The following is a 12,425-nucleotide window of genomic DNA, read 5'->3' as shown; positions in this document are numbered from 1 at the left end:
TGAAAAGGGATCAGGCTTCAGGGTTTCGATAAATAGAGTGGGGCAGGTGGAGAAGTGGCAGCGGCTGAAGGTTTAGCGAATGTGGTGAAGGCGGCAGAGGCCCCGGGTAAGAAGGGGAGCAGCCGATTGTATTTTCTGATAATAGTCTTTATGTTCTGGTTCTCTTCGTATATCTATGTTCCGGTGCTCTCGCCGTATGTGGAGCATCTGGGGGCTTCTTATGTCATGGTGGGAGCGGTGCTGGGAATCTACGGCCTGATGCAGATTCTCTTCCGGCTGCCGATAGGAATGGGTTCAGATGTGCTTAACCGGCGGCGGCCGTTCATCTATCTGGGGCTGATCGCGAGCGGAGCGAGCTGTCTGCTGTTCCTGGCAGGGGCCCATCCGGGCTGGGCGCTGGCGGCGCGGGCGGTCTCGGGGATAGCGGCATCGGCGTGGGTGGTGTACTCGGTGATGTTCGCGGGGTATTTTCCGAAAGAGGAGGCGGGCAGGGCTATGGGGATGCTCCAGTTCACCACGGTGATTGCCCAATTGACCAGTATGATGATCAGCGGTTATATCGTTGATCACTTCGGCTGGAATACCCCGTTCATCATCGGAGGAATCGTGGCGGTGGCTGCGATGCTGCTGGTCGTCCGTCTGCCGGAGCAACAGCTGGAGAAGCGCACAGCGATTAAGCTCAAGGATCTGGCCGGTGTCGTGAAGGAACCGCTGCTGGTAAAAGTATCGCTGTTATCGGTGCTGGCCCATTGTGTGCTGTTCATTACGATGTTCGGCTACACGCCGAATCAGGCGCTCTATATTGGCGCGAGCAAGGGGAGCCTCGGCTGGCTGACGCTGGCTTTTATGCTGCCACATGCGATAGCGACCCTCTATGGTGCGCGGCTGTTCGGCCGGTGGCTGGGGGACCGGGGGACACTGATGCTGGGTTTTGCCGGAAGTGCGGTGTTCACGCTGCTCATTCCCTCGATGCCTACGCTCGCTGCGTTATGTGTAACACAGATTGGGAACGGGTTCATGCAAGGCCTGATCTTCCCGCTGCTGCTGGGGAAATCCGTCTCCGGGGTAGCTCCGTTTAAGCGGGCGACAGCGATGGGGTTCTATCAGGCGGTGTATGCGATCGGTATGTCGGGCGGTCCTTTTGTAGCGGGATGGATGAGTGCGGCGTACGGTCTGCGAGGAGGCTTCTGGCTGGGAGCCATTGCAGCGGTGCTGGCGGCAGTGCTGTCCTGGTTCTGGATCAGAGAGGCCGGAGCCGCAGGCGGGCGGAGCAAGAAAGAGCGGGAGCTGCAGGGCCGGTGATGTGAGGTTATTGGTTTTTTGCCGGAAAGGGTAATATAATAGAGAGCAAGGTAGGATGCCAGGAGGAGGGGCCGGAAGGATGGTCAAGGCGGTATTGCTGTGGTTCGCGCTGATCAACATTATCGGGTATGTAGTGATGTCGGAAGACAAGAACAAGGCCCGGAAAAGACGGGATCGGGTGCCGGAGAAAACATTGTTTCTGCTGGCGTTCATGGGCGGTGCGCTGGGTGTGCTGATTGCCATGTACCGCAAGCGCCACAAGACGAGGCATACTTCCTTCAGACTCGGAATTCCGCTACTGCTGCTGCTGAATATGCTGCTGTATGGGTATTTTTTGAGGTAAGCCGCTTGAGGGCTTGGTAATGATGTAAATAACAGAAAGAGGTGGCGTATATGTTATTCTCTAAAATTGTGCTTGCCTATGACGGTTCAAAGGCTTCGAATCAGGCTCTGGAACGGGCGATCGAGCTGGCTAAGGTAACTCCAGGGTCCTCCCTGTACGTCGTACACGCATTTGAATTCCCGCGGTTCTTCATCGGGGAAGCTCTCGCGCCTCTGCCGGCATCGGTGAACAAGGATTATTATGACCTCGCGGTCCAGACAACGGATGAAGTGAAAAGCCGCCTGGATGCCGAAGGTCTGAATGCTACGGTAGAATTGCTGCAGGGGTCGCCTGCAGAGGTGATTCTGAATTATGCCAAGGAGCAGGGTGCAGATGTGATCGTAATCGGCAGCCGGGGGCTGGGCGGTATCCGGGAATTCGTTCTGGGCAGCGTCAGCCATAATGTGGTGCAAAGCGCGCGCATTCCGGTGCTGGTTGTTAAATAATAGAAGCTCTAGTAGAGGAACGCTGTGGCGTTCCCCTTTTTTTAGTACGTAAATGGGCAGATTAGCGGAAATAAGATTTTCATTTATGCTCAAAAGCGAACAATTTGCAGGCATGATATGACAATGTTCGTGTTTAAGTTGACATGATGTGTAGGGCGTTGTTAAACTGAATCTATGAAGAGCTCGTATAAAACCGGGGATAGGGCCCGGAAGTTTCTACCCGGTAACCGTAAATTGCTGGACTACGAGGAAATAGGATAACTGGAACGACAGCAGGGTAGCCTCCCCGCAGCCCGGGGCGGTGTTCCTGTATTCTCCTGCCTGTTAGGACGGGGAGAGTGCGGCTGCCGGGCGGTTATCACCTGATTCCTTAGTAGTCCGGGTCCACCCGCAGCAGAATGCGTCTGGAGTCCGGGCTATTTTTCACGGTTCATGCGGGAATTGGCAGGAAACGGGACACACTGAAATCAGAGAAATCTCTATAACGGAAATGGAAGGCTGGGTGAACGATGTCTGTGCAAGTAGGTGTCATTATGGGCAGCAAATCGGACTATGAAACGATGCAGCATACCTGTGAAGTGCTGGAGGAGCTGGATATAGCTTATGAGAAAAAGGTTGTCTCTGCACACCGCACACCGGATCTGATGTTCCGTTATGCCGAGGAGGCGGCGGAGCGCGGCCTGCGGGTCATCATCGCTGGAGCGGGCGGTGCGGCGCATCTGCCGGGTATGGTGGCTGCGAAGACCACGCTGCCGGTCATCGGTGTACCTGTGCAGTCGAAGGCCTTGAACGGCATGGACTCGCTGCTGTCGATTGTGCAGATGCCTGCGGGCATTCCTGTAGCGACAGTAGCCATCGGCCGCGCCGGAGCTATCAATGCGGCGCTGCTGGCGGCGCAGATCATCGGCGCCTTCGAGCCGGAGGTGGCGCAGCGTGTGCAGCTGCGGCGCGAGGCGACTCAGCAAGAGGTGCTGGAAAGCAGCGAGAGTCTATGAGCCTGGAGGAGCTGAGGGCCGGACGGCTGGAGGGTGGCGCGGAGCAGGCTAAGGCGGAGCGGGGGATGAAGGCTCAAGGCGGAGCGGAAGGCTTCGGGGCAGAGCGTGCGGTAAAGGCTGAAGGCAGAGCAATAGCTGCCGGAGCCGAGCCGGAGCGGGAAGAGACCGGGGTGCAGCCGCCACTGACGCTGCTGCCCGGTGCTACGATCGGCGTGCTCGGCGGCGGGCAGCTGGGGCGCATGATGGCGCTGTCCGGGAGCGCCATGGGCTACCGCTTCGTGGCGCTGGACCCAGCGCCGGATGCGCCCTGCGGGCAGATTACGCCGCAGATCACAGCGGCGTATAACGACCGGGACGCCGCGCGCGAGCTGGCGCGGCGCTCCGACGTCATCACGTACGAATTCGAGAACGTGGACGCTGGCGTAGCCGCGCTGCTGACGGAGGAATCGTACGTGCCGCAGGGCAGCGCGCTGCTGTATACGACGCAGCACCGGCTGCGCGAGAAGGCGGCGGTCGAGGCGGCGGGCGTACCCGTTGCCCCGTACCGCAAGGTGGGCAGCCTGGCGGAGCTGGAAGCCGCGGCTAAAGACCTGGGCTTGCCCTGTGTGCTGAAGACCGCCACAGGGGGGTACGACGGCAAGGGACAAGCCGTCATCCGCAGACCGGAAGAGCTGGCGGCAGCGTTTCGGCAGGTCGCGCCGGGGGCATCGGCTCAGGCTGACGGGGCCGCACAGGTGGACGCGCCGGAGCTGGTGCTGGAGAAATTCATCACTTTCAAATGTGAGATTTCGGTCATCGCCGCCCGGAGCGCCTCGGGGGAGGTCAAGAGCTTCCCGCCTGCCGAGAACATTCATGTGGATAATATCCTGCATCTCTCGATTGTGCCTGCACGGGTGCCGGAGGAGATTCAACAGCGGGCCTGTGAGCTGGCCGAGCGGATTGTCTCCGGCATGGAGGCGGTCGGGCTGCTGGCGGTAGAGATGTTCGTGACAGAGGATGGAGAGCTGTTCGTCAACGAGCTGGCGCCGCGTCCGCATAACTCCGGTCATTACACGATGGATGCCTGCGTGACCTCGCAGTTCGAGCAGCATGTGCGGGCCATCTGCAATCTGCCGCTGGGCGCTACCTCGCTGCTTACTCCTGTGGTGATGGTGAATGTACTCGGCCAGCATCTGGAGGGAGCCGTTCAGGCAGCCTGCCGTGCGAATGAGGAAGCGGACAGGCTTGGAGTATCACCCAAGCTTCATATATATGGTAAGACCGAGAGCAAAACCGGCCGCAAAATGGGCCATATCAACCTGCTCTGCAAGGATACCGGCGACGGCTTGTCCTGGGTAGAGCAAACTAACCTTTGGAGGAACTGACAAGCTATGATTGAACGTTACAGCAGACCTGAGATGCGGGCCATTTGGACCGAAGAGAATAAATTCAACGCGTGGCTGGAAGTTGAGATTTGCGCCTGTGAGGCATGGGCCGAGCTGGGAGTCATCCCGCATGAAGATGCCGCGAAGCTGCGCAAGGATGCCAAATTCGATATCGCGCGGATCGATGAGATTGAGCTGGAAACACGCCATGATGTGATTGCTTTTACCCGTGCGGTATCTGAGAGCCTTGGCGCAGAGCGCAAATGGGTGCATTACGGACTAACCTCGACAGATGTGGTCGACACGGCGCTCGGTTACCTGCTGCGTCAGGCCAACGAGATTCTGGAGCAGGATATCATCCGGTTCATTGAGATTCTAAAAGACAAAGCTATCGCCTACAAGGATACCCCGATGATGGGCCGTACCCATGGCGTACATGCAGAGCCTACGACATTCGGGCTGAAGATGGCACTGTGGTATGAGGAAATGAAGCGGAACCTGGAGCGCTTCCGTCATGCCGCGAACGGCGTACAATTCGGCAAAATCTCCGGGGCCGTCGGCACCTATGCCAACATCGACCCGTTCGTGGAAGAATTCGTCTGCCGCAAGCTGGGCACCAGCCCCGCACCAATCTCCACGCAGACCCTGCAGCGTGACCGTCACGCAGAGTACATGGCGGCGCTGGCACTGGTTGCTACTTCCCTCGACAAGTTCGCTACCGAGATCCGCGCTTTGCAGAAGAGTGAGATCCGCGAGGTCGAGGAGGCTTTTGCCAAGGGTCAAAAGGGCTCGTCCGCTATGCCGCACAAGCGCAACCCGATCGGCTGCGAGAACATCTCCGGTCTGTCACGTGTAATCCGTGGCCATATGATGACAGCTTACGAGAACGTGCCGTTGTGGCATGAACGCGATATCTCGCATTCCTCCGTAGAGCGGATCATCCTGCCGGATGCGACCATGCTGCTGAACTATATGCTGAACCGCTTCGGCAACATCGTGAAGAACCTGACTGTATTCCCTGAGAATATGAAGCGCAACATGAACCGCACCTTCGGCGTTCCGTTCTCCGGCCGCATCCTGACCAAGCTGATCGACAAGGGCTTCAGCCGCGAGCAGGCGTACGACACCGTGCAGCCGCGCGCGATGCAGGCTTGGGAGGAGCAGACCCAGTTCCGTGACATCGTGGAAGCCACCCCGGAAATCACTGCCGTGCTTAGCGCGGAGGAGATCGAGGATGCGTTCAATCCTACCTGGCATCTCAAGCATGTGGACACCATCTTCCGCAAGCTGGAGCTGATTTAAAATTTTAAAAAACAGTAAGTCAGTGGTGAAGGGATGAGCTGGAGAAGAATTGGGCGGAGCGACGGGGTAGCTGTTCTGGAGCGTAAGCGACAGAATTGAATTGTATTGGCAAGTTAATAAGGAACGGAGAGGAATTTTGGAACTGGAAGAAGCGTTAGCGTTCGCCTGAAAGCTTTCTGAAGGAAAGCTCGCTACGGAAGCATATGCTATCCTCGGATTTCTACCGCTCAGCGGTTCAAATCAGGAAATTCAAACATAACAGCGATCGGAAGTCCAAAATTTTTTGGAGTGTTACCAGTTAACAGGCCGTTTTTTCAGTTCTCCAGCGAAGCGGAGTATGACGGCGCCCCAGGCGCTTTTAGCCAAATATACGTAAGATCATTTGTTCAAGGGAGGAAAGGTCATGACACACCTAGCCGTATCCACTGCCGTGGAACTAGTAAATGCGCCGCTGCTCTACAAAGGCAAGGTTCGTGAGCTGTACGATTTAGGGGATGAGATACTGATCGTGGTAACAGACCGGATCTCTGCCTTCGACTATGTGCTGGACCCGGCGGTGCCGGACAAGGGCAATGTGCTGAACCGGCTCAGCGCCTTCTGGTTCGGCCAGACCCGGGAGCTGATCGAGAACCATGTGGTGCATATCGAGGTGGACAAGCTCGGGGACATTGTGAAGGACCGGGAAGCGCTCAAGAACCGGATCATGGTTGTCCGCAAAGCCGAGCGGATTGATATCGAATGTGTCGTGCGCGGCTGCATTACCGGCGGCGGCTGGCGGCAGTATCAGGAGACCGGTCAAGTCAACGGTATTGAGCTGCCCAAGGGATTGCGGAAGAATGCGGTGCTGGCGGAGCCGATTTTCACACCTGCGGCTAAGAATGATGTCGGTCATGACGAAGACATTCCGTTCGGGCAGATGCAGGAGCAGATCGGCGCAGAGCTTGCGCTTACGCTTAAGGAGAAGAGCCTGAAGCTGTTCGCTTTTGCCAGAGCCTATTGTGAAGAACGCGGCATCATCCTCGCCGATTGCAAATTCGAGTTCGGTCTGTTGGACGGTAAGGTGATTCTGATCGATGAGATCTTCACACCGGATGCTTCCCGCTTCTGGGCCAAGGACAAGTACGCACTGGATATCGAGATTGACAGCATGGATAAGGAGCCGGTTCGCACGTACCTGTCAGCCTCCTCCTGGGACAAAAACAGTACGCCGGACCCGTTGCCGGCTGAGGTGGTCGAAGAAACGTCGCGCCGGTACCTGGATATCTATCACCGCCTTACTGGAAAGTCGTTGTAGATTCATTTTAGTTGTATTCTCTACATTAAGCCTAATTCAGTTCATTAAATTCTAGGAGGAACTACAAGCGTATGTTAAAAGCGACAGTCTACGTCACCATTAAGAAAAGCGTGCTCGACCCTCAGGGAGTTGCCGTGCAGGGTGCCCTGCATTCCGTTGGATTCCAGGAAGTTGAAAGTCTGCGGATCGGCAAGTATATGGAGCTGACCCTCGATACCGATAACCGCGCAGAAGCGGAAGGACGCCTGAAGGAAATGTGCGAGAAGCTGCTGGCCAACACGGTGATCGAGGATTACCGCTACGAATTGGAGGACTAAACGTCATGAAATTTGCAGTACTTGTCTTTCCAGGCTCCAATTGTGACATTGACTGCTACAAGGCAGTAGAAGACAGCCTCGGCGAACCAGTGGATTATGTATGGCATACAGCGACAGACCTGTCGGCGTATGACTGCATTCTCGTGCCGGGCGGCTTCTCTTATGGTGACTACCTGCGCTGCGGCGCAATCTCCCGGTTCGCTCCGGTAATGGCTGAAGTGGCTAAGGCGGCAGAGCAGGGCAAATTCGTGCTCGGCATCTGCAACGGGTTCCAGATTCTGACCGAAGCAGGTCTTCTGCCGGGCGCGCTGCGCCGCAACATGTCGATGAAGTTCCGTTGCCATGACTCGGTGCTTAAGGTCGTTAATAACACAACCCCGTTTACTATTGACTATGCGAAGAATGAAGAGATCGTTATTCCTATCGCGCATGGGGAAGGCAATTACTATTGTGATGAAGAGACGCTTGCAGAGCTTCAAGCGAATAATCAGATCGTATTCACCTATGGTTACAACCCGAACGGTTCGGTGGCCGATATTGCCGGAATCAGTAATGTGGCGGGCAATGTAGTCGGCATGATGCCTCACCCGGAGCGTGCAGCGAATAGCCTGCTGGGCTCGGAAGACGGCAAACGGATGTTCACATCCATTCTCAAGACATGGAGGGATCGTTATGACGCAGCAAGTATCCGCTAAGGAGCCGAACGCAGAGCAGATCGCGGAGCAGAAAATCTACAGTCAGTTCGGTGTATCAGACAGCGAATATGAGCTCATTACCTCCTTCATGGGACGTAAGCCCAATTATACTGAAATCGGTGTGTTCAGCGTCATGTGGTCTGAGCACTGTGCATATAAGAACTCTAAGCCGCTGCTGAGCCGCTTCCCTACAAGCGGACCGAAGGTACTGATGGGACCGGGTGAAGGCGCGGGCATCGTAGATATCGGGGATAACCAGGCCGTTGTCTTCAAAATCGAAAGCCACAACCATCCGTCGGCAGTAGAGCCTTATCAGGGCGCGGCAACCGGGGTGGGCGGGATTATCCGCGATATTTTCTCCATGGGAGCAAGACCGGTGGCCTTGCTGAATTCCCTGCGCTTCGGGAAGCTGGAAAGTGACCGGGTTAAATACCTGTTCGAGCATGTCGTGTCCGGGATTGCAGGCTACGGCAACTGTATCGGGATTCCGACGGTCGGCGGCGAGATTATGTTCGACAACAGCTATGACGGCAATCCGCTGGTGAATGCGATGTGTGTCGGGCTAATAGATCATGACAAAATCCAGCGCGGTGTCGCCAAAGGGGTAGGTAACCCCGTATTCTACGTAGGTCCGCCTACTGGCCGTGACGGCATTCATGGTGCGACCTTCGCATCGGTGGAGCTGAGTGAGGAATCGGAAGCTAAGAAGACCGCCGTACAGGTCGGCGATCCGTTCATGGAGAAGCTGGTGATGGAATCCTGTCTGGAGCTGATCGACAGCGGCATCGTCCTCGGCATTCAGGATATGGGCGCAGCCGGACTGACCTGCTCCAGCGCAGAAATGGCGAGTAAGGCAGGCAACGGTCTGGAGCTGTATCTGGATCAGGTGCCGCAGCGTGAAGACGGGATGACCCCATATGAGATGATGCTCTCGGAATCTCAGGAGCGGATGCTGTTCGTGGTGGAGCCTAAGGATGAGGCGCAGGCGCAGGAGATTTTTGACCGCTGGGGCGTGATTTGCCGCAAGGTAGGTAAGGTGACCGATGACGGCCGCCTGAAGCTGTTCCATCACGGCGAAGTGGTCGGCGATATGCCGGTGAAGGCGCTGGTGGATGAATGTCCGATCTATAACAAACCGTCTGCAATTCCTGCATACTACGAGGACAATGCAGCGATTGATACGCTGCGGTATGAGGAAGTGACTGATCTGGGCGGTGCGCTGCGCACTGTACTGGGATCGCCTACCGTAGCAAGCAAAGCATGGGTATACAATCAATACGATTATATGGTCCGCACCAGCACGGCGGTTCGCCCGGGTTCCGATGCGGCAGTGGTCACCATTCATGGTACGCGCAAAGGTCTGGCCATGACGACGGACTGTAACGGCCGTTATGTCTATCTGGACCCTGAAGTGGGCGGACGCATTGCTGTCAGCGAAGCGGCGCGAAATATCGTCTGCTCCGGTGCCCAGCCGCTGGCGATTACAGACAACCTGAACTTCGGCAGCCCGGAGAAGCCGGAGATCTTCTGGCAGATGGAACGCGCGGTAGACGGTATGGCAGAAGCTTGCCGGGTGCTGGATACGCCGGTTATTGGCGGGAATGTCAGCCTGTATAACGAGAATGCCTCCGGGGCCATCTACCCGACACCGGTTGTCGGCATGGTGGGACTGGTTGAAGATACGGATCACATTACAACCCAGGCCTTCAAGCAGGAAGGCGATGCTGTACTGCTGCTAGGCGTGACGAAGGCAGAGCTGGGCGGCAGTGAATTTCAGTATGCTGTGCATGGCTTGACGGAAGGCCGTCCGCCGGAGCTGGACCTGGCGACTGAGCGCAAGCTGTTGGATGCCGTCCTCGCTGCCATCCGCAGCGGTCTGGTGCGCTCGGCGCATGACCTGTCTGAAGGCGGCTTGGCCGGAGCGCTGGCAGAGAGCTGCATCAGCGGCAGTATCGGCGCGAATATTGAGCTGTCCGCAGGCGGGCTGCGCCCGGATGTGGCGCTGTTCAGCGAGAGCCAGTCCCGTATTATCCTGACTTCGGCGCCTGACCATGCAGAGGAGCTGAAGGCGGCAGTTGCCGCATACGGCGTGCCTGTAGAGATCATTGGAACCGTTGGCGGAGAGCGCCTGCGCGTTACACTGGACGGCTCGTCTGCACTGGATGAAGCTGTTACCGGACTGAAGACCATTTGGGAGGATGCTATTCCATGTCTTATGAAATAAAGACCGGGAACAAGCAGGAAGCCCCTATCCTGTGGACCGGCGACTTTTACAATGAAGGAACGGGCTCGGGAGATATTTTTGACACGTTAAAAGAGGAATGCGGCGTCTTCGGGGTCTTCGGACACCCGGAGGCTGCCTCCATGTCCTATTACGGACTGCATGCCCTGCAGCACCGGGGCGAAGAGAGCGCGGGCATCTGCGTGGCGGATGGACGCGACTTCAACTATCACCGCGGCATGGGCCTGGTGAAGGAAGTCTTCGACAAAGACAAGATTGCTTCGCTGGTCGGAGACATGTCAATTGGCCATGTGCGGTACTCCACCAGCGGAGACAGCCGGCTGACCAATGCGCAGCCGCTGGTCTTCAAATACCGTGACGGCGATCTGGCGATTGCCACGAACGGCAACATCGTCAACGAGCCGCTGATCCGCAAGCAGCTCGAACAGGGCGGCTCGATCTTCCAGACGACCAGTGATACCGAGGTGCTGGCGCATCTGATTGCGCGGTCACAGAAGGATTTTGTCGAAGCTACGAAGGATGCCTTGTCGCAGCTGGTCGGCGGCTTCGCCTTCCTCTTGATGACCAATGACAAGCTGATTGTCGCCTCAGATACCCACGGACTCCGTCCGCTCGTGATGGGCCGTCTGGGCGAAGCCTATGTCTTCGCTTCCGAGTCGTGTGCGCTTGAAGTCATCGGCGCTGAGCTGGTGCGTGATATTGAACCGGGTGAGCTGTTGGTGCTGGATCAGAACGGCTTCCGTGAAGAACGCTTCGCAGAGCCTAAGCGCAAAGCACTGTGTGCGATGGAGTACATCTACTTCGCCCGCCCGGACAGCGACCTGAACGGCTCCAACCTGCACTCCGCCCGCAAGCGGATGGGCAGCCGTATGGCGCTCGAAGCCTTCGTGGATGCGGATATTGTCACCGGCGTGCCGGATTCCAGTATCTCCGCCGCCATCGGCTATGCCGAGCAGACGGGCATCCCGTATGAGTTGGGGCTGATCAAGAACAAATATACCGGCCGTACGTTCATCCAGCCCAGTCAGGAGCTGCGTGAGCAGGGCGTCAAGATGAAGCTCAGCGCGGTACGCCGCGTCGTGGAGGGCCAGCGCGTAGTGATGATCGACGATTCGATCGTGCGGGGTACCACCTCGCGCCGGATCGTCAACCTGCTGCGCGAAGCCGGAGCCTTAGAGGTCCACGTGCGGATTACCTCGCCGCCGTTCAAGAATCCGTGCTTCTATGGCATCGATACTCCCGACCGCCGGGAGCTGATTGCCTCTTACAAGACCATCGCCGAGATGTGCGAGGAGATCAACGCCGATTCCCTGGCGTTCCTCTCTCCCGAAGGGCTGATCCAGTCCATCGGCGGCTATAATAGTGACGATTACAAAGGCGGCCTATGCCTGTCCTGCTTCGACAATGATTACCCGACGCAGGTGGATTTCGGCGGGGAAGAGAAGGACGGATGCAGCTGTTAACATCCCCCTAAGTCCCCCTTGCGAAGGGGGATTCCGGAGGGCGCTGCCCTCCGGCCACCCGAAAGTTTGGTGGAAGGAGCTTGCTCTAAACTTGCTAAGTAGGCTTGGGTGCGCGTCCCCGCTTTGTCCCTGTGTGCTGCGCACGGACGGGACACGCTTAGCGGCGCTGCCCCCCGGCGGCCTGCGGTCCGCCGGCCCCTCCGGCTCCAGAATCTGTCCTGTTTGCTGCGCAAATCCGGAGATTCTGTCGCCTTAAGGCCCGCACGGCTTCGCCCCGTGCGGAGAAGAGCTCCCGCCCCCGTCCCGTTTGCTGCCGCAAAGTCGGGGTGACGGTCGCCTAAGGAGGCGCTGTGCGAAGCCCAGCGCCGACCCCTTGCCGCTGTGCAAGGCGCGAAGCTTCGGCTTGCGGCAGGGATTTAAACCCGGTGGTTGGAGTCATGGAGAGGAAATTTGGAACTGTAGGAGCGGTAGCGTCCGCCTTTATGGCCCGATTTCTACCGCAAGTAGCGGTATCAATCAGGAAATCGGGCCATAACAGCGGCCGGAAGTCCAAATGTTCCTCGGAATGACGACTATAACCACCCCAGAAGTGAAGGGTTCAAATCCCTGCCGCCCCGAACCCG

General features: G+C 57.4%; 11 protein-coding genes and 1 riboswitch. All 11 genes read left to right on the top strand.

Annotated elements, in window-relative coordinates:
- Positions 1-54 precede the first annotated feature (54 nt).
- Positions 55-1,302, top strand: a complete 1,248-nt coding sequence (locus MKX63_RS01060) for an MFS transporter (RefSeq protein WP_341014680.1) — start codon at positions 55-57, stop codon at positions 1,300-1,302.
- Between the two features lie 79 nt (positions 1,303-1,381).
- On the top strand, positions 1,382-1,645 hold the full coding sequence (locus tag MKX63_RS01055; protein WP_341014679.1) for a DUF1294 domain-containing protein: 264 nt from the start codon (positions 1,382-1,384) through the stop codon (positions 1,643-1,645).
- Between the two features lie 50 nt (positions 1,646-1,695).
- Positions 1,696-2,130, top strand: a complete 435-nt coding sequence (locus tag MKX63_RS01050; RefSeq protein WP_341014678.1) for a universal stress protein — start codon at positions 1,696-1,698, stop codon at positions 2,128-2,130.
- Between the two features lie 163 nt (positions 2,131-2,293).
- Positions 2,294-2,395, top strand: a riboswitch (purine riboswitch).
- Between the two features lie 244 nt (positions 2,396-2,639).
- Entirely contained in the window at positions 2,640-3,125 is a 486-nt protein-coding gene (gene purE, locus MKX63_RS01045) for a 5-(carboxyamino)imidazole ribonucleotide mutase (protein WP_341014677.1), read from the top strand.
- Between the two features lie 239 nt (positions 3,126-3,364).
- Entirely contained in the window at positions 3,365-4,489 is a 1,125-nt protein-coding gene (gene purK / locus MKX63_RS01040; protein ID WP_445323512.1) for a 5-(carboxyamino)imidazole ribonucleotide synthase, read from the top strand.
- Positions 4,490-4,495: 6 nt separating this feature from the next.
- Positions 4,496-5,791, top strand: coding sequence for an adenylosuccinate lyase (purB, locus tag MKX63_RS01035; RefSeq protein ID WP_209992051.1), 1,296 nt, complete (start codon positions 4,496-4,498; stop codon positions 5,789-5,791).
- A gap of 403 nt (positions 5,792-6,194) precedes the next feature.
- Positions 6,195-7,085 carry a phosphoribosylaminoimidazolesuccinocarboxamide synthase gene (locus MKX63_RS01030; RefSeq protein WP_341014672.1) on the top strand — a complete coding sequence of 297 codons (891 nt, stop codon included), beginning with the start codon at positions 6,195-6,197 and terminating at the stop codon, positions 7,083-7,085.
- Positions 7,086-7,156: 71 nt separating this feature from the next.
- Positions 7,157-7,402: a phosphoribosylformylglycinamidine synthase subunit PurS gene (gene purS / locus MKX63_RS01025; RefSeq protein ID WP_019913657.1), complete on the top strand. Its 246-nt coding sequence runs from the start codon at positions 7,157-7,159 to the stop codon at positions 7,400-7,402.
- 5 nt (positions 7,403-7,407) lie between these two features.
- Complete coding sequence (gene purQ / locus MKX63_RS01020; protein WP_341014670.1) at positions 7,408-8,097, top strand: phosphoribosylformylglycinamidine synthase subunit PurQ; 690 nt, start codon at positions 7,408-7,410, stop codon at positions 8,095-8,097.
- Positions 8,075-10,321, top strand: coding sequence for a phosphoribosylformylglycinamidine synthase subunit PurL (purL, locus tag MKX63_RS01015; RefSeq protein ID WP_341014669.1), 2,247 nt, complete (start codon positions 8,075-8,077; stop codon positions 10,319-10,321). Before purQ ends, purL begins: the two co-directional genes overlap by 23 nt.
- On the top strand, positions 10,306-11,802 hold the full coding sequence (gene purF, locus MKX63_RS01010; protein WP_341014668.1) for an amidophosphoribosyltransferase: 1,497 nt from the start codon (positions 10,306-10,308) through the stop codon (positions 11,800-11,802). The genes purL and purF overlap by 16 nt, the downstream gene beginning before the upstream one ends.
- Positions 11,803-12,425 lie beyond the last annotated feature (623 nt).

The organism is Paenibacillus sp. FSL R7-0179, from assembly GCF_038002265.1.
In the GTDB taxonomy this organism is placed as follows: Bacteria; Bacillota; Bacilli; order Paenibacillales; family Paenibacillaceae; genus Paenibacillus_AQ.
This window is presented reverse-complemented; position numbering and strand designations above follow the sequence as displayed.

Excerpts from the sequence above, each read along its gene's own strand:
- purF (WP_341014668.1), top strand. The coding sequence starts at position 10,306 with ATGTCTTATGAAATAAAGACCGGGAACAAGCAGGAAGCCCCTATCCTG.
- purS (WP_019913657.1), top strand. The coding sequence starts at position 7,157 with ATGTTAAAAGCGACAGTCTACGTCACCATTAAGAAAAGCGTGCTCGAC.
- purQ (WP_341014670.1), top strand. The coding sequence starts at position 7,408 with ATGAAATTTGCAGTACTTGTCTTTCCAGGCTCCAATTGTGACATTGAC.
- purE (WP_341014677.1), top strand. The coding sequence starts at position 2,640 with ATGTCTGTGCAAGTAGGTGTCATTATGGGCAGCAAATCGGACTATGAA.
- MKX63_RS01030 (WP_341014672.1), top strand. The coding sequence starts at position 6,195 with ATGACACACCTAGCCGTATCCACTGCCGTGGAACTAGTAAATGCGCCG.
- purL (WP_341014669.1), top strand. The coding sequence starts at position 8,075 with ATGACGCAGCAAGTATCCGCTAAGGAGCCGAACGCAGAGCAGATCGCG.
- purK (WP_445323512.1), top strand. The coding sequence starts at position 3,365 with ATGATGGCGCTGTCCGGGAGCGCCATGGGCTACCGCTTCGTGGCGCTG.
- purB (WP_209992051.1), top strand. The coding sequence starts at position 4,496 with ATGATTGAACGTTACAGCAGACCTGAGATGCGGGCCATTTGGACCGAA.
- MKX63_RS01055 (WP_341014679.1), top strand. The coding sequence starts at position 1,382 with ATGGTCAAGGCGGTATTGCTGTGGTTCGCGCTGATCAACATTATCGGG.
- MKX63_RS01050 (WP_341014678.1), top strand. The coding sequence starts at position 1,696 with ATGTTATTCTCTAAAATTGTGCTTGCCTATGACGGTTCAAAGGCTTCG.